We start from the raw sequence: 19,775 nt of genomic DNA on the forward strand, positions 1-19,775 counted from the left end.
AACATTCAACAAATAGCCCTCTTCATCTTTTTGCAAACATTTACATATCCATCCTTTTTCGATAAAATGGAAGAAAAACGAAGGGAGTTAACATGCAAAACAAACCAAAACCACTCAACACCTCGCTCCTCTCCCTCTTTCAATTCGTGGGAGCTGTTCTAGTCATTGCACTCCATTGTCGCAGACTATTTGAAGCAGACCAGCTCCACTTCATCCAAAAATCCATCTTTAGTCGCATGGTCGTTCCCTACTTCATGGTCACCGCCAGCTTCTTCCTCCGACGCAACTACCCTAGCCTCTCCAAACAATACCTGATCCGCTACAGCAAGCAGTACCTGACCTGGTCCGTCCTCTACCTACCCTTCTACCTCTTCTACCTAAACCTCCAAGAAATCCCCCTACTCTACTACCCCCTCGCCCTCCTAGTCGGCCTGACCTACACCGGCACCAGCTACCAACTCTGGTACATGCCCGCTTTCCTGCTAGGTCTTGTCCTCGTCCATCTTTCCTTGGAGAAATGGGGCTGGCGCATCACAGCTTGTCTAGCCTGTCTTCTCTATCTCCTAGGCTCAGTTGAAACCTACTCCTCCTACCTGGCAGAATCGGATTTACTAACCGCATTTGACAGCTACAAAACCTTCTTTTTCACCAGCCGCAACGGCCTCTTCTACGCACCGATTTTTGTCCTGACAGGCTTTTACCTAGCCGACAAACTCAATCAACCTATTTTCCAACACCGACAAAAAACCAAACTACTTGTCTGCATAGCTCTTTTAACTTTTGAGGCTACAATCATCTATCTCAATCAGGGCTACGACAAGAACTTTCTATTTAGCCTAATTCCATTCACTGCCTATCTAGTCGCTTGGACCCTAACCACCGACCTCTTCCGCCAGAAAAAATTCCAATTTCTAAAGGAATATGCCAGTTACTATTATTTTATCCATGTTATCCCAGTCGAAGTCAGCTTTTTCTTCCTAGAAAATCATTCCCTGACCATAATACAGAAAGGTTGGCTGGTCTTCTTTATCACCATCATCACTTGCCAACTGCTCAGCTGGTTAATCATTAATACTCAATGAAAATCAAAAACAGACTAGCTCCAACAGTATGGGAATAGACTGTTAGAGGTCGGAAATTAGACGAACTTGGTTCGTGACCGTAAGATGCAGATAGAACACTGTTCCTTATTATATTTCAAGGGAACAGGCTGAAAAGATCCACTGGACCTTTTCACTCATCAAATCAAATCAACAACGTCTGATTTTGATTTTCGAAGAGTATAAGCACAAAAGAACCTTGTAAGATCTCACTTACAAGGCTTTTTTACAAATCAAAATCCTCTTTCAACTTATCAATCACCTGTTGGAGCAGGTCGCGATTGACACTGTATTTGACATTGCTGTTTTTTGTATTGAAGAGAAGTAAGTCACCGTTAATCAGCTTTTGAGTGTGGAAGGATACGGCTGCCCCTGTGATAGCCAGTCGTTCTGCAATGTCCTTGCTCTTGGCATGAGGCTTGGTCAGTTCCACCAAGACCTGGTAACGCGTGCTATCGCTGATGACTTTAAGAGCCGTTGTCAAATCATCCAGATCCAGCTCGTCATTTGACAGCATCATCTGATCAATTCGACAGGATGCTAAAAGAGCGACTTTCATATAGTCAAATTGTTCATTGCCATAATAAGCAAACCAATAATTCCAGGGACTGAGAACGAAGAATTGAGCATTTTCAACACCCAGAGTATCTAAGCTGGTCATGGCTAACTGCTTGGATTCTCTGTAGAGTTTTTCAATGTCAAAATCTCTAGCAAAGGCTTCCCGCTCTGCTCTTGCCTCTTCAAAGTAAGGCTGATAGATTGGGAGTAGCTTGTTCAGGAGATGGACAGACCGCTGAACTGTTTCTAAAGGATTGCGAATAGCCAGCGACCAGTACCACTTATCTGCCGGCTTTTTATCCGTTTTTTCCAAAAGTTCCATGAGGCTGAGGGTCTTCTCACGGTGACCGTCATTTTCAGACGCCAACATGGTTCGCATGGCATCTTCTATTTCTTCTTGAGATAGCTTTAAAATCAATTGACAAGCTTCCTCAACTGTCTTTGGATCCTGCCCATCATTCAAGAGATAGAAATAAAGACTATGCAAAATGTTAAAAATATGTCCCCAGACAAAGACTTGATTGACTTCCTGACGAAAATCTGCCAACTTTTCTTCAATCTCATCACGAATGTCCAAGGCATCTTTGAGAATGTCTTTTTCTTTCTGTGAAAAATCCGCCTCAATCGGTTCCTCACGTTCTCTAACAATTAAAGGAATAAAGAATTTTTCGACAATTTCGCTTCTATAATCTCGGTAATCTAATTTCATACGCATACTTTCTAAGCTTGAACTACTTGGTTATTTGATTTACGACCTGTAAGAATAGTATAGCTTACTAGTCCCACAGAAAGCAAGAGGAAGATGAGGGAAATATTTGTCGCAGAAAGCACCGTCACCATAAGGGCAACCAAGGCTTGACCACCTACCATACCAATCTGACAGAAACTGTCAATCCCACCACCGACAGTCGCCAATTTATCTTCTGGCAATTCATTGACAACCAAGGCATTCATTTTGGGATTGAAAATGCCCAAAGTAACTGCCGTTACAAAGATCACTGCCAGTACCACATAGATGTTGTGAAGAAAGAAACCTGAGAAAAGTAAAACAGGCATCAATGTAGAGAACTTGAGGAGGTTTATTAGACTGACATTTTTAAAGAATGCCATACCCAGACTAGAGCCCAAAATGCTACCGACTGAGAAGAGAATAGAAACCAAAGCAACGGTTGTTCCTGCATTGACAATCACAAAGTCTGAGAACTCCTTCATATTTAGAATAACTAATGGTGAAAGTGCGGTAAAAATGGCATTCAGGCTGGCAATAGTAATAATTGACGCTTTGAGAACAGGAATATTCTGCACGGCTTGGTAGGAATCTTTGATACTCTGTCCAATTCCTTTGACAATACCAGCTTCAGTTTCCACTTGCTCAGCTTGCTGGATAGGATTTTCCTTCAGTAGCTTGGCAAGAGCTGGACGGAGGGTTGCCATGATGGCAAGGCTGACCAAGAAGGTTCCTGCATTGAAGAAGGCGAGATTCTGGTAAGACATAAAGCCGATGAGAATGGCACCGCTAGCTTGGAAGGCGATTTGCAGAAGTGATCTCACTGTCATCTTGAAGGCCATTGCGGTTTCGCGGTCTTCCGCTGCCACAACCCGCAAGCTGACTGGCATATAAAGCCCATTTTCGTATTGACCAGCCAAGTCTGATAGGAAATTGATGACGCAGACCACCGCTACAACCCAGAGGGCAGGTGCAAATCCCATCAAGCAGCCAACAAAGGCATAGAGAATGACACGAACCAGCAGGGTTGCCAGAATGGTATCCAATTTGTTTCTGGTCTTGTCTGCCCAAATCCCGATAAAGAGGCCAGCCAAAATCGGCAAGGTTTCAGATGAGGTAATCATAGCCAAGGCAAACTTGGTATCTGGTAGAAGCAAGACATAGTTCATCAGGGCTAGGTAGTAGAGTGTGTCACCAAAGTTGGAAATCAAATCCGCTACAAAGCTGGATAGAAATAATTTATTGTTGACTAGTTTTTTCATAAACATCCCCTTAAAAAGATATTAAATATTTGTTTAATATTATTATACACTTTATTTTAATAAAGTCAATGCTTAATTTTATAAAAATTAAATATTTTTTAAACAATTATTTAATTTTTCTTCTATCTGGCTTTTTCTTGACAAGATAAGCACAGTTTGTTATAGTATTGTTCGGGCACCTCTTTTGAGAGGTCGGAGAAAAGGCTCCCTAGTTTTAGGGAGCTATTTTTTGTTTTCCCAGAGATTAATACACATTTGGAGGACATATTTATGAAAAAAATCGCATTTGATTCAACTAAATACTTGAATTTGCAACGTGATCACATTTTAGAGCGTATTGCCCAATTTGAAGGCAAGCTCTATATGGAATTTGGCGGAAAAATGCTGGAAGACTTCCATGCAGCTCGTGTTTTGCCTGGCTATGAACCTGATAATAAAATCAAACTCCTCCAAGAGTTGAAAGACCAAGTAGAGATTGTCATCGCCATCAATGCCAGCAATATCGAACACTCTAAGGCACGCGGCGACCTAGGCATTTCTTACGACCAAGAAGTCTTCCGCTTGATTGACACATTTAATGATATTGATATTTATGTTGGTTCTGTGGTTATTACCCAGTACCGCAATCAACCAGCAGCAGATGCCTTCCGCAAGCAGTTGGAAAAACACGGCATCAAGTCCTATCTCCACTACCCAATCAAGGGTTATCCTTCTGATATCGACCACATCATTTCACCAGAAGGTATGGGCAAAAATGACTACATTGAAACTAGTCGCAACCTCGTCGTTGTCACCGCACCTGGACCTGGTTCAGGTAAATTGGCGACCTGTATCTCCCAGCTCTACCATGACCAGCTAAATGGGGTAACTTCTGGCTATGCTAAGTTTGAAACCTTCCCAGTTTGGAACTTGCCACTCCACCACCCAGTAAACTTGGCCTATGAAGCAGCAACTGCCGACCTGGACGACCTCAACATGATTGACCCCTTCCACCTGCAAACTTACGGCAAAACTGCGGTCAACTACAACCGTGACATCGAGGTCTTCCCTGTCCTCAACCGTACCTTTGAACGCATTTTGAATAAATCCCCCTATGCTTCACCAACTGACATGGGGGTCAACATGGTGGGCTACTCCATCGTGGATGAAGAAGCTGCTATCGAGGCTTCCAAGCAGGAAATCATCCGCCGCTACTATCAGACACTCGTTGATTTCAAAGCGGAGCGGGTGAGCGAGCAAGCAGTTAAAAAGATTGAGCTCCTCATGAACGAGGTAGGCGTGACACCTGCTGACCGTAAGGTTGTTATCGCTGCGCGCGAAAAAGCAGAGCTGACAACTAGCCCTGCCCTTGCTATTCAGTTGCCAACTGGAGAGATGGTAACAGGTAAGACGTCCGACCTCCTCAAGCCAACTGCAACTGTCCTTCTCAACGCCATCAAGCAAATTGCTAACATCGATGATGAAACACTTCTCATCGAACCAAACTACATCCGTCCAATTCAAAAATTGAAGGCAGATTATTTGGATAAAAATAATACTCGTTTGGATGCCAGCGAAATCCTAAACGCCCTTGCCATTACTGCACAAGACAGCCTTCTTGCTGCACGTGCCATGAAAGAATTGGGCCAATTAAATGGTAGCGAAGCCCACTCAACCGTTATCCTATCCGATGAAGACAAGAGCGTTCTCCGCAAATTAGGCATCAATTTAACCTTCGATCCTATCTATCAGCACAATAAGTTTTATCAGAAGAACTAAAGACTAAAATAGACTTGCCCCGGCAAGTCTATTTTTTGTTATAGAAAAAAAACAAGGATATTTCTAGCCTTGTTTTTCCATTTTATCTATTAGTTGAAATCAACATACTCTTTTTGAAGTTCAAGAACTTCTTCTGCCGTTGCACATTCTGTCAAGGCACGGTGAGCATACTCTTCCATCTTAGCTGTGTCAAGTGTCTTCATGAGGCTACGTGTACGAAGGACAGAAGTTGCACTCATAGAGAACTCATCCAAGCCCATTCCGACAAGAAGTGGAACAGCTTGTTGGTCACCAGCCATCTCACCACACATACCAGCCCATTTGCCTTCTGCGTGTGCAGCCTTGATAACGTTGTTGATCAAGCGAAGGATAGATGGGTTGTAAGGTTGGTAGAGGTATGAAACTTGTTCGTTCATACGGTCTGCTGCCATTGTGTACTGGATAAGGTCGTTTGTACCAATTGAGAAGAAGTCAACTTCTTTAGCAAATTGGTCTGCAATCATCGCTGCAGCAGGGATTTCGATCATGATACCCACTTGGATATCGTCTGCAACTGCAACACCTTCAGCCAACAAGTTCGCTTTTTCTTCTTCAAGGATTGCTTTTGCTGCACGGAATTCTGTCAACAAGGCAACCATTGGGAACATGATACGAAGTTTACCATGTACTGATGAACGAAGAAGGGCACGCAACTGCGTACGGAACATTTGGTTACCAGTCTCAGAGATAGAGATACGTAGGGCACGGAAACCAAGGAATGGGTTCATTTCATGTGGAAGATCGAAGTAAGGAAGTTCCTTATCACCACCGATATCCATAGTACGAACCACAACTGGCTTACCATTCATACCTTCAAGAACAGCCTTATAAGCTTCGTATTGCTCATCTTCAGTTGGGAAGTCTTGTGAGTCCATGTACAAGAACTCTGTACGGTAAAGACCAACAGCTTCTGCACCGTTATCATTTACACCTTCAACGTCTTTTGGTGTACCGATGTTAGCTGCCAATTCGAAATGTTTGCCGTCAGCTGTCACTGTTTGAGCATCTTTCAAGAGTGCCCACTCAGCTTTTTGTTTAGCATAGGCTTCGCCAGCTGCCTTAAATTCTGCAATCACTTCTTCAGATGGGTTGATAACAACTTCACCAGTGATACCGTTAACAGCGAGGACATCGCCATCTTTCACGATTTCAGTAATATTATTTGTACCCAATACAGCTGCAATCTCAAGTGTACGAGCCATGATAGCTGAGTGGCTTGTACGTCCACCGATGTTTGTTACAAAAGCTTTAACAAACTGTTTGTTCAATTGCGCTGTATCAGATGGTGTCAAGTCGTGTGCAATAACGATAGACTCTTCATCAATTGTCGCTGGGTTTGGCAAACGAACGCCAAGCAAGTGAGCAAGGACACGTTTTGCAACGTCGCGGATGTCTGCTGCACGCTCTTGCATGTATGGGTTATCTTCCATACCTTCAAAGATAGCGATGAACATATCCGTTACTTCTTTCAAACCAGTTTCAGCATTTGTTTTCTTAGCACGGATAGTTTCCTTAATCTGACCAATCATTTCTGGGTCAGCAAGAACCATCAAGTGTGCATCAAATACGGCTGCGGCTTCTTCACCAAGGCTAGCTACTGCGTTCTCACGAATAACAGAAAGCTCGTTTTGAGAGGCTGCAAGAGCAGCATCCAAACGAGCCTCTTCTGCATTTGTATCTTCAACTGTAACAGTTTCGAAGGACAAATCTGGCTGAACGAGTAGATATGCCTTAGCAACGGCAACACCATCAGATGCTGCAATTCCTTTAAGCATTTCTGTCATCTTCTTATGCCAATCCTTCTTTTTCCATTGTTTCAGTGATAGCTGCGATTGCATCGTCAGCATCAGCACCTTCAGCAGAGATTGTTACATCAGCGCCTTGACCAACACCAAGACTCATAACACCCATGATAGATTTAAGGTTAACTGATTTTTCTTTGTAGTTCAACGTGATGTCTGAAGCGAATTTGCTAGCAGTTTGAACAAGCAAAGTTGCTGGACGTGCGTGAATACCTGTTTCTGCCACGATGTGGAAGTCTTTTGAAGCCATAGTTGGATTCTCCTTTGTTTTTACAAAATTTTGAGTTATTTTTGATAACCCTTACAAAAAGCATTATATCACTTTTTGAAATCATTTTCAAGAATTTTTTGCGTTTCTTTCAGTAAAACTATTTTTTATGAGATTATAAAAGTCCTGAAAACATCTTGAAAGCTTAGTTTCAAAGGATTTATGCTATTTACACAAGATATGGTGTTTGTTCGTTTTTTGTCATACTATATTTTGTGATAGTTCTGGACTTCCTTCTTGACTTTGCTCCCAAAATCTTGTATGCTAGATTGGTATATTTATTTTAAAAAGGAGAAATTGAATGGTTACCATCTATTCAAAAAATAATTGTGTTCAATGTAAAATGAGTAAAAAATTTCTTGATGAGCACAATGTGGCCTACAAAGAAATCAATCTAGACGAGCAACCTGAATTTATCGAACATGTTAAAAACCTTGGTTTCTCAGCAGCGCCAGTTATTGAAACTGAAAATGAAGTTTTCTCTGGTTTCCAACCAACAAAATTGAAAGCCTTGGTATAAACTATACCAAGTTACCCCTAGTATAGAAAGAGATCGCGATTATGAGTTTGAAAGAGTTAGGCGATGTGTCCTACTTCCGTTTAAATAACGAAATCAACCGTCCAGTCAATGGACAAATTCCTCTCCACAAGGATCTAGAAGCAGTTAAAGCTTTCTTTAATGAAAATGTCCTTCCAAATACTAAGCAATTTGATAGCATTTTAGACAAGATTGCCTACTTAGTAGAAGAAAACTATCTTGAAAAAAAATTTTTGGATCAGTATAGTCCAGAATTTATCATTAAAATCCATCAATTTTTACAGGACCAGAACTTCCGCTTCAAGTCTTTCATGGCAGCCTACAAGTTCTATAACCAGTATGCCCTTAAAACCAACGACGGTGCCTACTACTTGGAGAGCATGGAAGACCGTGTTCTCTTCAACGCCTTGTATTTTGCAGAGGGCAATGAAGAATTGGCCTTGAATTTGGCCAACGAAATGATCCATTTGCGTTATCAACCAGCCACTCCTTCATTCTTGAATGCTGGTCGTGCTCGTCGTGGTGAGTTGGTGTCTTGTTTCCTCATCCAGGTCACAGACGACATGAACTCTATTGGACGTTCTATCAACTCTGCTCTGCAATTGTCCCGTATCGGTGGTGGCGTCGGCATCTCCCTCAGCAACTTGCGTGAGGCAGGCGCACCAATCAAGGGCTACGAGGGAGCAGCTTCTGGAGTTGTCCCAGTCATGAAGCTCTTTGAGGACAGCTTCTCCTACTCTAACCAACTTGGGCAACGCCAGGGTGCTGGAGTTGTTTACCTAGATGTTTTCCACCCAGACATTGTCGCTTTCCTTTCAACTAAGAAGGAAAATGCCGATGAGAAGGTTCGCGTGAAGACCTTATCACTAGGTATCACTGTTCCGGATAAGTTCTACGAATTGGCTCGTAAAAATGAAGATATGTGCCTCTTCAGCCCTTACTCAGTTGAGTTGGAATACGGTGTGCCTTACAGCTACCTTGATATTACTGAAAAGTACGATGAGTTGGTAGCAAACCCACGCATTCGCAAGACAAAAATCAAGGCTCGTGATTTAGAAACTGAAATTTCTAAACTCCAACAAGAGTCTGGCTACCCTTACATTATCAACATCGACACTGCCAACCGTAGCAATCCTGTTGACGGTAAGATTATCATGTCCAATCTCTGTTCAGAAATTCTTCAAGTACAAACTCCAAGCGTCATTAATGATTCTCAGGAATACTTGACAATGGGGACAGATGTATCATGTAACCTTGGTTCAACCAACATTGTCAATTTGATGAAGTCACCTGATTTTGGACTTTCTGTCCGCACCATGACACGTGCTCTGACCTATGTAACAGACCATTCGCACATTTCTGCTGTACCTTCAATCGAGGCTGGCAATGAACGTGCTCATTCTATCGGGCTTGGTGCAATGGGACTTCACTCATACTTGGCACAAAACTTGATTGACTACGGATCAAAAACAGCCGTAGAATTTACCAACATCTACTTCATGCTCCTCAACTACTGGACCTTGGTAGAATCAAATAACATTGCCCGCGAACGCAAGGCTACTTTCCATAACTTTGAAAAATCAAAATACGCAGACGGTAGCTATTTCGACAAGTATGTGACAAGTGACTACCAACCGCAATCTGACCGTGTTAAAGAACTCTTTGAAGGCATTTTCATTCCAAGCGGACAAGATTGGGCTGACCTCCGCGAAAAAGTCATGGCAGATGGTCTTTATCATCAAAACCGCCTAGCTGTTGCTCCAAACGGTTCTATCAGCTACATCAACGATGTTTCTGCTTCTATTCACCCAATTACCCAACGGATTGAAGAACGCCAAGAGAAGAAAATCGGTAAAATCTACTATCCAGCAGCAGGTTTGGCAACCGAGACCATTCCATTCTACAAGTCTGCCTATGATATGGATATGCGCAAGGTCATCGATGTCTATGCTGCCGCAACAGAACATGTTGACCAAGGTTTGTCTCTCACCCTCTTCCTTCGCAGCGAGCTTCCAAAAGAACTCTACGAATGGAAAAAAGAGAACAAACAAACCACCCGTGACCTCTCTATCCTCCGTAACTACGCCTTCAACAAAGGTATCAAGTCAATCTACTACATCCGTACCTTTACCGATGACGGTGAAGAAGTCGGTGCAAACCAATGTGAAAGTTGTGTAATCTAACGTAGCAAGATTAGCTGTTGGCAAGCCAACTATCTAATCTACGCCAACCGCTATGAGCGGATTGGCTAGCTACCTTACTAACTTCGAAACTGAAGAAATATCGTCCTCAGTTTCTACGTGTCGTAAGATGTGAGGGCGTTTCAACAGTCTGGGGGACTGTTGAAAGTTGGAAATGAGAAAATAGGAAATACCGCAGAGATGTCTTGCATCTCAAAGGGATTTATCTTTTTTGCCAAGTCCTTAGCCCGAACTCGATTTCAAGACACTAACATTCATTGATGCTAAAGCATCTAATGAATGAACGGTACTGACCAAATTGTCAGTACCTAAGTGGCTTACTACCTCGAAAAGTCGTTATTATCGAACGACTTTTCTCAGGTCGTAACTTTCACAAGTTTAGCTGTTGGCAAGCCAACTACCTAATCTACGCCAACCGCTATGAGCGGATTGGCTAGCTACCTCACTAACTTCGAAACTGAAGAAATATCGTCTTCAGTTTCTGCGTGTCGTAAGACACTTATGCTAAAGTAACCAATGAATAAACAGTACTAACTATTTGGTCGGTACCTAAGTGGCGCTTACTAGGCAGGAAAAATTGTGACATTCACAAACCAATCTAAAGAACGTCCTTGGGGCGTTTTTTAGCAGAAAATATGATACAATAGTATAGATATTTCGATAAAAGAAAGTGATAACTATGGAAACCTACTACAAAGCCATAAACTGGAACGCTATTGAAGATGTAATTGACAAGTCCACTTGGGAAAAGTTGACTGAGCAATTCTGGCTCGATACGCGTATCCCCTTATCAAACGACTTGGATGACTGGCGGAAACTGACTGCCCAAGAAAAAGACTTGGTTGGTAAGGTCTTCGGTGGATTGACCCTCTTGGATACGCTTCAGTCTGAAACAGGGGTCCAAGCCCTCCGCAATGACATTCGTACACCTCATGAAGAAGCTGTTTACAACAACATTCAATTCATGGAGTCAGTCCATGCTAAGTCTTACTCTTCTATCTTCTCAACCTTGAACACCAAGTCTGAGATTGAAGACATCTTTGAATGGACCAACAGTAACGAATACTTGCAACGCAAGGCAAAGATTATCAACGAAATCTACGAAACTGGTACCCCACTTGAAAAGAAAGTTGCCAGCGTATTCCTAGAAACCTTCCTCTTCTACTCTGGTTTCTTCACGCCACTCTACTACCTTGGTAACAACAAACTGGCCAACGTTGCAGAAATCATCAAGCTGATTATCCGTGACGAATCTGTTCACGGTACCTACATTGGCTACAAGTTCCAGCTTGGTTTCAATGAATTGTCCGAGGAAGAGCAGGACAAACTTCGTGACTGGATGTATGACCTTCTCTACCAACTTTACGAAAATGAAGAAGGCTACACGCGCTCCCTCTATGACGCAGTCGGCTGGACTGAGGAAGTTTTGACCTTCCTTCGTTACAACGCCAACAAGGCCCTCATGAACTTGGGACAAGACCCACTCTTCCCTGACTCAGCGGATGATGTCAACCCAATCATCATGAACGGTATTTCAACTGGTACATCTAACCACGACTTCTTCTCACAAGTTGGTAACGGATATCTACTCGGTGAAGTTGAAGCCATGCAGGACGATGATTACTTGTACGGATTATAATCAAGAAAAGCAGTTCATTGAGCTGCTTTCTTTTTATACTAAAAATACAATCATCAAATAAGAAATACCGTTGTTAAGCATGTGTAGGGCCATTGGATAGCGGATATCTTGCTTTACCAAGTAAATCCATGCAAAGATTACTCCCATTGTGAAATAAATCAAAAATTGTGGAAGGGTTGCTGGACCATGCACAAAACTAAACAAGGTTCCTGAAACCAGGCCGTAGAGCAAGACAGATTTTACATCGGATAATTTAGGGAAGAAATAGGTCGCCAAGAAACCACGGAAAATCAATTCTTCAAAGATACCTGCAAAAATGACCACCAGGAAAAAGGAGTGAATAGGTGCAGACTGGATAAAGGCAACTGCGTTTTTCTGATTATCTGATTCAGGAACTGGTAGGAGAAATTGGAGAATGAAGTATGCAAGATAGGCCAGTAAGGGATAGGAAATCTGTTTTAGCCAAGGCTTATCTAGCGTCAGCTGCATTGTTTTTCTTGGGTACAGGACTTTCCAGAGAAGGTAGGAAAAACCAATTAACAAGGGTAGACCCACAATCAGTCCAAACCAATATAAACCTTCTGCAGCACTAGCTGGAATACCCTCTACCTGCTCAGTAGCCCATGGTAACTGGAGGAACTGGGATCCGAATTGATAGGCAATGTAATAGGCTAATAATAAACCAGTATGTTTAAAAAATTTCTTCATGATGTATTCCTCCTTATTCTAAAACAGTCACATCAACAATATTCTCGACCCGAACCAACTTGGTTTCCATCTCTCCTGTCGCTAATTCACGAGAAATTTTGACCCAATCCTCATCCACAGCTAAAATGCTGTATTCGTAAATGGTCATAAATTCCTCATCGAAACGGATTTTGGCTTTACTTCCGACTAATTCTTTCAATAAAAGTGACATCTGATTTTCTCCTTTTAGACCTTTTTGTAGTTTGTTTACCTTGCTTTGTAACTGTTTCACCTTTTTCCTATCTGACAGGTAGCTGAATAATAGATAAGCAAAGGCTATCCATTGAAAAATCTCCATCTCATTTCCTTTCTAAATGAAACCTATACTCTGCAAAAGTAACATGAGCAAGACACTCAGGAAATTATTGACCATGTGAAGAATAAGGGCGTTGGTATATTTGCCAGAAATGCGATAAGCAAGTCCTAGTACTAGCCCCATGCCTCCATAGACAACCCAAGATCCGATATTGGTCGGATTGTGAATGAGTCCAAATAGAAAACTTGATAGCAACAATCCAACATTCGAATCCTTACCAAAGACTTTCCCCATGAGAATGCCACGGAAAATCAATTCTTCAAGAACTGGAGCAAAAAGTACAGCAAAGAGAAACAAGAGCAAGGCTGGCAGACCAGAGTTATTGATGACTTCCTGATTAGCAGTCGTTTGACCATATCCCTCTTCAAGCATAATCAATTGTCCACCGATTATTTTCAGACCAAACATGACGATAAAAGCAAGGACAACAAAACCAATATTCTTTAACATTCCCCACTTCTGCTCGCTCTTCCATAGACCAATTTTACTGGTCAAAACAAGACCGACTACCACGGCAAACAATAAGAGGGCTGCAGCAATCAGTAGATTATTACCGTCAAAATTTGGTAGGGCAGACATGGCCATCTGGGTCAATACATTTAGTGCAACAACTGCCAGTCCCACTAAGAGAAATTTCCAGTTTTTTACCACATTCCAATCTTTGACATTTCCAATTCTATTCATAGCAATCTCCTTCACATACACTAAGTCAGTTTTCATTACTTTCTTTTTCGATCAATAGCAGAGCAGGCAAGCCCAAAACCATCGGCAGAAGGATATTCAGATTTGACAAATCAATCTGCCCAGTAGCCAGCCATTCTCCGAAAACATAGCCAACTGCGTACAGACCAAGACCGATTAATAGGACAAGATAAATTTTCTTAAAGAATTTCATGAGTTGACCTCCATCTAAACTAAATAAGTTTGATTTTCTTACGATTAACAATATAGTAACTAATGAATCCCACCAGGGTCAGAAGAACAACTGTCATGGGAGTAACAAACTGGAAATACTCTGCTGCAGATGTTCCACTTTCCTGTGGAATTTGTGACTGCCAGAGGCAGATACTAACTAGCAGACTGTAGACAGCAATCTGTAAGGTTTGATACAGAGTTCGTTTCATCATTTTCTTCCGAGCCATTTTTACATCAGCCTTGGCAACCACCAATTTATCCAGACCCAACTGTTTGATAATGGCATCCTGTTTAAATTGAGAATAGACAAGTGTCAAAAAGAGGCTGATTCCCATGACATCTTCTCCCAGCGCAAAGCTAACTAGGAAGCTCAGCAGTGTCACTGTTATAAAGAGCATATACATATTGTTGCCGAAATTGGTCAAGGCCGCATAAGACAGCTCGTCTAACTCACCAACAATATCATAGAAATAACGAATTGCTCGAATGTGTAGATTTTCCTTTTTCATAGCTATTACCTAAAAACTTTTCATAACATTCTTATTTGAAGTAACGACGGATCATTGGCAACTTAGCCAGGTTAATATACAAGTGCAGAAATGCCACAATTCCCAAAGCTAAGAGTTGCTGTGTCTGAGTAATGGTTGAAACCATTGCAACCAAAACGTACAAGAGAGGAAATACCCATTGATTTAAATTAAAGAGAATGAGGAAACTTTGTTCAAAGTTCGCTTGTTTTTCGCCTTCATCCAAGGCGTACATATAATCTCTCACTTCATTTGGAGTTGCAAAAGCTGACAGTTTGTACTGACGAATAACCTGAGTTACCTTTAAAGTTGCGATTTGAGCTGGCAAGAGAACTAAAAAATTCGCTACATCAAATGTAGATAAATTATAACCAGCATCCATTACAGAAGTTCCCAAAACTATATTAAATACAGTTAAACTAGAAACGATGTTAAACACCAACGTAGCATATTCCAAACTTCTAAATGTTGTCTTATATAAGCTATCTACAATCTCATCATCTTCTGTTCCTTCGCTAGTCTGATAAGCTTTATATGAAGTGAAACTTTTATGAAGTAGATAAAACAATAAACCAAATCCTAGCGATGCTGTCATACGCGTTACGAACAGAAGAGTTTCTTCATTTAATCCTGCAGCTTCAAAATAGCCCATGAAGAAGCCTGCTACAAATAAAGCTACTTCTAGCACTAAACTAACTAAGATGAAAAAGATAATTCGCTTGCCTGTCGTTAATTGTTTCCCCTGTTTCATTCCTCTACCTCCACTAATTGAAAGACATTTTCCACATTTTCATTAAAAATTTGAGCAATTCGCATGGCAATGACCACCGAGGGCGTATATTCCCCACGCTCTATCAGACTAATGGTCTGCCGTGATACTTCTGCTAATTTTGCCAACTCAGTTTGGTTGAGGCTATCCCGTGCCCGCAACTCCTTGAGCCGATTTTTTAAGACATATTCCATGATGTTTCCTTTCTAGGCTTGGTAGATAATCAAACCTGTTTCTGTGTCTTCGACAGCTATATTCCCCTTAGCAAACTTGACCAATAAGAGATAGGCATAGTAGAAATCGCCTGCACAAGCAGCCGCATGCATGGTAGCTACCATCAGATAAAGAGATACGTCTATTCCCCCTAAGCTCGCTAGTATTGTCAAGCCTAGACTAATCACGACAAAGGGAGCCAGGGAGATTACCAACATTTGCATCCGATTGTAGAGGGAACCTGGACTAGTCGCATAGGCCATGCCCGATTTCCATTTAAACCCGTATTTGACAGGATTTTCAGGACAAAATAGCTTGAAGAAGATGCCGTGGATAGCCTCATGCACAACTATCAAAAGAGGAAATAGAACCATTCCTATCCATAACTCTGGTAAGGTAAGTGGCAAATTTTGTTCTACATTAGCCAACAAGGAAAAGGCTAACTTACCGAATAGAAGAGCAAATGGGAAAATTAGAACAGTCGAAAGAATGTTCAATCCCCAGACAAACTTCTTATTTTCCATGATATTGACTTCATATAATTTCTTTTTATTTTCCATTTTACTTCTCCTCATTTGCCTACAAGCTAGACTAAACTATATAGTCCTAGAGCAACTCCCATCAATAATCCGAAAATAGATGCTCCTGTAATCATAATCGCTGCCATATCAGCTGAAATGTGTCGTTTCATAAGATTTCTCCTATCTTTTCCTAGCTTTTGTCACTTTTTCTTGGGTTTAACATGTTTTAAATAGAGCAAAAGTGTCGCCATCAATGGTGGAATTAAATAACTCTCTTCGTTCAAACTAAGGTCAAATCCCAGCAAGGCTAGAACTTTAAACACCAAAATATTTATCCAGAAGAGTGCCAAAAACAATAGGACTACTTTCATTCCATTTTTAATTGTCTTGCTCATTTTTCTTCTTTTCCTCGCTGAGAGTGACTTCTAAAAGAAGGAGAGAATTCATCATCATCAAGAGTATCATGGTATCTATCTCCCGACCAAATACGATGTTTTTAACTAAACTATAAATCAAATATAGTGCAACTAGAACCTGCACTCCTCGCACAACGCTTGTTCCTGTAATCAAAATTCCTTTTTTATTGTTATTGTTTTTCATAACTTTCCACCACTTACTCTCGACTAATTTTAATCTTCTTCCTTCTGCTCTTTTCTGCCAGCTAGTTTCCACAAGCGCTCATCTGTCACTGCGATAGTGCAAATGGCAAGAACGACATGGGTATTATCCAACTGCTGCCACTTCATAATGTCAGCCAGTAGGACAAAAACTAGATAGATGATCGCCATAAGTTGTACAAAACGTGTGATGTCACTATTGTTTATCTTTTTCATATTTATTTCCTACTTTCTGTTTATTTATCTGATGAATTCGTTTTCATCTCTTTATCTTGATATCATTGTAACACTTCCTTTTCTTTTTGACAAGTATCTTTGTCAAAAAAATAATAATTTTTGTCAAAAAGTTTATGAATGTTGTCAAAATGACTAGAATAGCATACAAAAAAACTCCTTCATCCAGAGGATAAAAGAGTTTTTGGGATAGATTACAAGTTTTCCGCCACACTGTTCAAGAGGTTTTGGATAGCAGAGGCATCGCTACCTCCTGCCATAGCCATGTCTGGCTTACCGCCACCACGACCTGCTACGATTGGAGCAAGGACTTTGATGAGGTTTCCTGCATGGACATCGCTTGACTTGCTTGCCACAAGGACATTGACCTTGTCACCGATTGCCGCAACCAACACCAAGACATCCGAGTAGTCTTTCTGCTTCCAATTGTCAGCGAAGGTACGGAGAGCACCTGCATCTGAAACTTGGACCTGGCTAGCAATGTAGCGGACACCATTTGCCTCTTTAACATCTTTGAAGACATCTCCAGCAGCTGCTGCCGCTGCTTTTTCTTTCAGACTAGCATTTTCTTTTTGCAAATCGCGGAGCTCCGCAGCCAGTGCCTCCACTTTTGTCGGCACTTGGTCGATTTGTGGCACTTTAAGGGTCTGCGCAACAGCTTTGAGAGCATCCTCGCGGTCACGAAGAGCTAGGAAAGCTTCCTTGCCTGTCACCGCTAAAATACGGCGGGTACCTGAACCGATTCCCTCTTCTTTGACAATCTTGAAGAGGCCGATTTCAGCTGTATTGCCAACGTGGGTACCACCACAAAGCTCGATAGAATAGTCACCGATTGTAACCACACGGACCACTTTGCCATACTTCTCACCAAAGAGGGCCATGGCACCCATTTCTTTAGCCGTATCAACATCCGTTTCAACTGTGACAATATCCAAGGCTTCCCAGATTTTTTCATTGACTTCATTTTCAATACGACGAAGTTCATCAGCAGTCACCGCTTCAAAGTGTGTGAAGTCAAAGCGGAGGAAGCCTTCCTCGTTCAAGGAACCAGCCTGGGTTGCATGCTCGCCGATGACATGGTGAAGGGCAGCATGGAGCAAGTGAGTTGCCGTGTGGTTTTTCTCAACGCCACGACGACGGTTTGTGTCGATTTCAAGTGTGTAGGTTTGACCTAGTGAAATGCTGGCAGAGAGTTCTACGGTGTGCAATGGCTGACCATTCGGTGCTTTCTGCACATCCACAACTGTTGCAAGGACATCACCTGAAGCATTTTTAATGACACCTCGGTCGGCAACCTGACCACCCATTTCAGCGTAGAATGGTGTTTGGTCAAAGACAAGAAGGGCTTGACCTTCTGACACAGCTTCTGTCCGCTCATTGTCCACGATAATCACTGCCAATTTGGCATCTAGGCTATTTTGTCCATAGACAAAGGTTGAACTTTCGGTAATACCTGCCAGGGTTTCATTTTGCATACCCATTGAACCACCCTTGACAACAGCTGCACGCGCACGGTCCTGCTGTTCCTTCATGGCAGCCTTGAAGCCTTCGTGGTCAATCTTATAACCCGCATCTTCTGCCAATTCCTCGGTCAATTCCACAGGGAAACCATAGGTATCATAGAGCTTGAAGATGTCCTTACCTTCAAGAGTGTCCTTGCAAGCTACTTTCAAGTCAGCCAACAATTGATCCAAGTGACCGCTCCCAGCATCAATGGTGCGAGCAAAGGTTTCCTCCTCACGCTTAACGATTTTCTCGATAAAGTCACGTTTTTCAAGCACTTCTGGGTAGTAGCTTTCCATGATAGCACCAACTGTTTCCACCAACTTGTACAAAAATGGCTCGGTGATACCCAAACGGCGACCGTGCATAACCGCACGACGGAGCAGACGACGGAGGACATAACCACGGCCTTCGTTACCTGGAAGGGCACCATCACCGATAGCAAATGACAAAGCACGGATATGGTCTGCAATGACCTTGAAGCTCATGTTGTCGCCATCTTGGTCATAAGTTTTACCCGAAATCTTTTCTACTTCACGAATGATTGGCAAGAAAAGGTCGGTTTCAAAGTTGGTCTTAGCCCCTTGGAAAATGGCAGCCAAACGCTCCAAACCTGCACCCGTATCGATGTTTTTGTTTGGCAATTCCTTGTACTCAGAGCGAGGAACAGCAGGATCAGCGTTGAATTGTGACAATACGATGTTCCAAATCTCGATATAACGGTCGTTTTCAATGTCTTCTTCTAGCAAACGAATACCGATGTTTTCAGGGTCAAAATCTGTGCCACGGTCAAAGAAAATTTCCGTATCTGGACCAGAAGGACCTGCACCAATTTCCCAGAAATTATCTTCAAGCGGAATGAGATGGCTTGGCTCAACCCCAAGAGCAATCCAGCGGTTGTAAGAATCCACATCGTCTGGATAATAGGTCATGTAAAGCTTGTCTTTTGGAAAGGCAAACCATTCTGGGCTGGTCAAGAGCTCAAAGCCCCACTCGATTGCTTCATCACGGAAGTAATCTCCGATAGAGAAGTTCCCAAGCATTTCAAACATGGTGTGGTGACGGGCTGTCTTACCAACGTTTTCAATATCGTTGGTACGAATTGATTTTTGAGCGTTTGTAATCCGTGGGTTTTCAGGAATAACAGATCCATCAAAATATTTTTTAAGAGTTGCCACACCTGAGTTGATCCAAAGAAGTGTCGGATCGTTGACAGGTACAAGGTTTGCGGAAGGCTCAACAGAGTGGCCTTTTGATTTCCAGAAATCCAACCACATCTGGCGGATTTGTGCTGATGATAATTGTTTCATAAATTAAGATATTAAGGGCGGTTAGCGGACACCGTCAAAACAGGAAACCTGACGAAGACGCTGGCGTCTAGGAAGTGTTTCTCTTTTTGACAAAGTCCCTAGCCCGAGTTCATTTCACAATAAACTCGATGCCCTTTCCTTTCGTTTTTTATTTGAATGGTTCAATTTAGCAAGCTAGCCAACTAAACCATTTTTAAAAAATTTTATGTTA

At 42.1% G+C, this 19,775-nt stretch carries 21 protein-coding genes; 5 read left to right on the forward strand and 16 right to left on the reverse strand.

Features of this window, described 5'->3' with window-relative positions; genetic code table 11:
- Positions 1–92 precede the first annotated feature (92 nt).
- Positions 93–1,082: an acyltransferase family protein gene (locus C1G53_RS05710; RefSeq protein WP_105118010.1), complete on the forward strand. Its 990-nt coding sequence runs from the start codon at positions 93–95 to the stop codon at positions 1,080–1,082.
- Between the two features lie 244 nt (positions 1,083–1,326).
- Here C1G53_RS05710 and C1G53_RS05715 read toward each other — a convergent pair whose 3' ends face one another.
- Positions 1,327–2,367, reverse strand: coding sequence for an ArsR/SmtB family transcription factor (locus C1G53_RS05715; protein WP_105118011.1), 1,041 nt, complete (start codon positions 2,365–2,367; stop codon positions 1,327–1,329).
- Positions 2,368–2,378: 11 nt separating this feature from the next.
- Entirely contained in the window at positions 2,379–3,647 is a 1,269-nt protein-coding gene (locus C1G53_RS05720) for an MFS transporter (protein ID WP_105118012.1), read from the reverse strand.
- Between the two features lie 270 nt (positions 3,648–3,917).
- On the opposite strand from C1G53_RS05720, the gene C1G53_RS05725 reads away from it, so the two are divergent.
- Positions 3,918–5,405, forward strand: a complete 1,488-nt coding sequence (locus C1G53_RS05725; RefSeq protein WP_105118013.1) for a DUF1846 domain-containing protein — start codon at positions 3,918–3,920, stop codon at positions 5,403–5,405.
- An 89-nt stretch (positions 5,406–5,494) separates the two neighbouring features.
- Here the strand turns inward: C1G53_RS05725 and ptsP are convergent, their stop codons facing one another.
- Together ptsP and C1G53_RS05735 are read right to left on the reverse strand one after the other, a co-directional pair.
- A complete protein-coding gene (ptsP, locus tag C1G53_RS05730) occupies positions 5,495–7,228 on the reverse strand; it encodes a phosphoenolpyruvate--protein phosphotransferase (RefSeq protein ID WP_105118014.1) in 1,734 nt (577 codons plus the stop codon).
- Between the two features lie 4 nt (positions 7,229–7,232).
- A complete protein-coding gene (locus C1G53_RS05735; RefSeq protein ID WP_002936050.1) occupies positions 7,233–7,496 on the reverse strand; it encodes a phosphocarrier protein HPr in 264 nt (87 codons plus the stop codon).
- Between the two features lie 319 nt (positions 7,497–7,815).
- Between C1G53_RS05735 and nrdH the strand changes: the two genes are divergently transcribed.
- From nrdH to nrdF, 3 genes are all read left to right on the forward strand, one after another.
- Positions 7,816–8,034: a glutaredoxin-like protein NrdH gene (nrdH, locus tag C1G53_RS05740; protein WP_105118015.1), complete on the forward strand. Its 219-nt coding sequence runs from the start codon at positions 7,816–7,818 to the stop codon at positions 8,032–8,034.
- A gap of 41 nt (positions 8,035–8,075) precedes the next feature.
- Positions 8,076–10,235: a class 1b ribonucleoside-diphosphate reductase subunit alpha gene (gene nrdE / locus C1G53_RS05745; protein WP_105118016.1), complete on the forward strand. Its 2,160-nt coding sequence runs from the start codon at positions 8,076–8,078 to the stop codon at positions 10,233–10,235.
- Between the two features lie 697 nt (positions 10,236–10,932).
- Positions 10,933–11,892: a class 1b ribonucleoside-diphosphate reductase subunit beta gene (gene nrdF / locus C1G53_RS05750; protein WP_029188555.1), complete on the forward strand. Its 960-nt coding sequence runs from the start codon at positions 10,933–10,935 to the stop codon at positions 11,890–11,892.
- A gap of 33 nt (positions 11,893–11,925) precedes the next feature.
- Here nrdF and C1G53_RS05755 read toward each other — a convergent pair whose 3' ends face one another.
- The 12 genes from C1G53_RS05755 to alaS form a co-directional block, all read right to left on the reverse strand.
- The gene (locus tag C1G53_RS05755; protein ID WP_105118017.1) at positions 11,926–12,600 is read right to left on the reverse strand and encodes a CPBP family intramembrane glutamic endopeptidase; all 675 of its coding nucleotides are present in this window, start codon (positions 12,598–12,600) and stop codon (positions 11,926–11,928) included.
- A gap of 13 nt (positions 12,601–12,613) precedes the next feature.
- A complete protein-coding gene (locus C1G53_RS13325; protein WP_238139109.1) occupies positions 12,614–12,811 on the reverse strand; it encodes an aspartyl-tRNA synthetase in 198 nt (65 codons plus the stop codon).
- A gap of 138 nt (positions 12,812–12,949) precedes the next feature.
- Positions 12,950–13,639, reverse strand: coding sequence for a CPBP family intramembrane glutamic endopeptidase (locus C1G53_RS05765; protein WP_105118124.1), 690 nt, complete (start codon positions 13,637–13,639; stop codon positions 12,950–12,952).
- Positions 13,640–13,664: 25 nt separating this feature from the next.
- On the reverse strand, positions 13,665–13,850 hold the full coding sequence (locus C1G53_RS05770; protein ID WP_105118019.1) for a hypothetical protein: 186 nt from the start codon (positions 13,848–13,850) through the stop codon (positions 13,665–13,667).
- Positions 13,851–13,869: 19 nt separating this feature from the next.
- Positions 13,870–14,379 carry a DUF3278 domain-containing protein gene (locus C1G53_RS05775; RefSeq protein ID WP_105118020.1) on the reverse strand — a complete coding sequence of 170 codons (510 nt, stop codon included), beginning with the start codon at positions 14,377–14,379 and terminating at the stop codon, positions 13,870–13,872.
- A gap of 31 nt (positions 14,380–14,410) precedes the next feature.
- On the reverse strand, positions 14,411–15,148 hold the full coding sequence (locus C1G53_RS05780) for a DUF3169 family protein (RefSeq protein WP_105118021.1): 738 nt from the start codon (positions 15,146–15,148) through the stop codon (positions 14,411–14,413).
- Positions 15,145–15,360 (reverse strand): helix-turn-helix transcriptional regulator, encoded by a 216-nt coding sequence (locus tag C1G53_RS05785; RefSeq protein WP_004299042.1) that lies wholly within the window; start codon positions 15,358–15,360, stop codon positions 15,145–15,147. The genes C1G53_RS05780 and C1G53_RS05785 overlap by 4 nt, the downstream gene beginning before the upstream one ends.
- A 12-nt stretch (positions 15,361–15,372) precedes the next feature.
- Positions 15,373–15,939, reverse strand: coding sequence for a DUF3267 domain-containing protein (locus tag C1G53_RS05790; RefSeq protein ID WP_105118022.1), 567 nt, complete (start codon positions 15,937–15,939; stop codon positions 15,373–15,375).
- A gap of 161 nt (positions 15,940–16,100) precedes the next feature.
- On the reverse strand, positions 16,101–16,295 hold the full coding sequence (locus tag C1G53_RS05795; RefSeq protein WP_105118023.1) for a hypothetical protein: 195 nt from the start codon (positions 16,293–16,295) through the stop codon (positions 16,101–16,103).
- Positions 16,279–16,500, reverse strand: a complete 222-nt coding sequence (locus tag C1G53_RS05800) for a hypothetical protein (RefSeq protein ID WP_105118024.1) — start codon at positions 16,498–16,500, stop codon at positions 16,279–16,281. The genes C1G53_RS05795 and C1G53_RS05800 overlap by 17 nt, the downstream gene beginning before the upstream one ends.
- Before the next feature lie 29 nt (positions 16,501–16,529).
- Positions 16,530–16,733, reverse strand: coding sequence for a hypothetical protein (locus C1G53_RS05805; protein ID WP_044677494.1), 204 nt, complete (start codon positions 16,731–16,733; stop codon positions 16,530–16,532).
- 212 nt (positions 16,734–16,945) lie between these two features.
- The gene (gene alaS, locus C1G53_RS05810; protein ID WP_105118025.1) at positions 16,946–19,564 is read right to left on the reverse strand and encodes an alanine--tRNA ligase; all 2,619 of its coding nucleotides are present in this window, start codon (positions 19,562–19,564) and stop codon (positions 16,946–16,948) included.
- Positions 19,565–19,775 lie beyond the last annotated feature (211 nt).

The sequence above is a fragment of the Streptococcus suis genome (assembly GCF_002960445.1).
Classification (GTDB): Bacteria; Bacillota; Bacilli; order Lactobacillales; family Streptococcaceae; genus Streptococcus; species Streptococcus hyiners.

Bases quoted from the DNA above. Each gene is read 5' to 3' on its own strand.
- nrdH (WP_105118015.1), top strand. From the start codon at position 7,816: ATGGTTACCATCTATTCAAAAAATAATTGTGTTCAATGTAAAATGAGT.
- C1G53_RS05780 (WP_105118021.1), bottom strand. From the start codon at position 15,148: ATGAAACAGGGGAAACAATTAACGACAGGCAAGCGAATTATCTTTTTC.
- C1G53_RS05725 (WP_105118013.1), top strand. From the start codon at position 3,918: ATGAAAAAAATCGCATTTGATTCAACTAAATACTTGAATTTGCAACGT.
- C1G53_RS05775 (WP_105118020.1), bottom strand. From the start codon at position 14,379: ATGAAAAAGGAAAATCTACACATTCGAGCAATTCGTTATTTCTATGAT.
- alaS (WP_105118025.1), bottom strand. From the start codon at position 19,564: ATGAAACAATTATCATCAGCACAAATCCGCCAGATGTGGTTGGATTTC.
- C1G53_RS05765 (WP_105118124.1), bottom strand. From the start codon at position 13,639: ATGAATAGAATTGGAAATGTCAAAGATTGGAATGTGGTAAAAAACTGG.
- nrdE (WP_105118016.1), top strand. From the start codon at position 8,076: ATGAGTTTGAAAGAGTTAGGCGATGTGTCCTACTTCCGTTTAAATAAC.
- C1G53_RS05710 (WP_105118010.1), top strand. From the start codon at position 93: ATGCAAAACAAACCAAAACCACTCAACACCTCGCTCCTCTCCCTCTTT.
- C1G53_RS13325 (WP_238139109.1), bottom strand. From the start codon at position 12,811: ATGTCACTTTTATTGAAAGAATTAGTCGGAAGTAAAGCCAAAATCCGT.
- C1G53_RS05755 (WP_105118017.1), bottom strand. From the start codon at position 12,600: ATGAAGAAATTTTTTAAACATACTGGTTTATTATTAGCCTATTACATT.
- C1G53_RS05800 (WP_105118024.1), bottom strand. From the start codon at position 16,500: ATGAAAAACAATAACAATAAAAAAGGAATTTTGATTACAGGAACAAGC.
- C1G53_RS05770 (WP_105118019.1), bottom strand. From the start codon at position 13,850: ATGAAATTCTTTAAGAAAATTTATCTTGTCCTATTAATCGGTCTTGGT.
- C1G53_RS05785 (WP_004299042.1), bottom strand. From the start codon at position 15,360: ATGGAATATGTCTTAAAAAATCGGCTCAAGGAGTTGCGGGCACGGGAT.
- C1G53_RS05715 (WP_105118011.1), bottom strand. From the start codon at position 2,367: ATGAAATTAGATTACCGAGATTATAGAAGCGAAATTGTCGAAAAATTC.
- ptsP (WP_105118014.1), bottom strand. From the start codon at position 7,228: ATGACAGAAATGCTTAAAGGAATTGCAGCATCTGATGGTGTTGCCGTT.
- C1G53_RS05720 (WP_105118012.1), bottom strand. From the start codon at position 3,647: ATGAAAAAACTAGTCAACAATAAATTATTTCTATCCAGCTTTGTAGCG.
- C1G53_RS05795 (WP_105118023.1), bottom strand. From the start codon at position 16,295: ATGAGCAAGACAATTAAAAATGGAATGAAAGTAGTCCTATTGTTTTTG.
- C1G53_RS05790 (WP_105118022.1), bottom strand. From the start codon at position 15,939: ATGGAAAATAAAAAGAAATTATATGAAGTCAATATCATGGAAAATAAG.
- C1G53_RS05805 (WP_044677494.1), bottom strand. From the start codon at position 16,733: ATGAAAAAGATAAACAATAGTGACATCACACGTTTTGTACAACTTATG.
- nrdF (WP_029188555.1), top strand. From the start codon at position 10,933: ATGGAAACCTACTACAAAGCCATAAACTGGAACGCTATTGAAGATGTA.
- C1G53_RS05735 (WP_002936050.1), bottom strand. From the start codon at position 7,496: ATGGCTTCAAAAGACTTCCACATCGTGGCAGAAACAGGTATTCACGCA.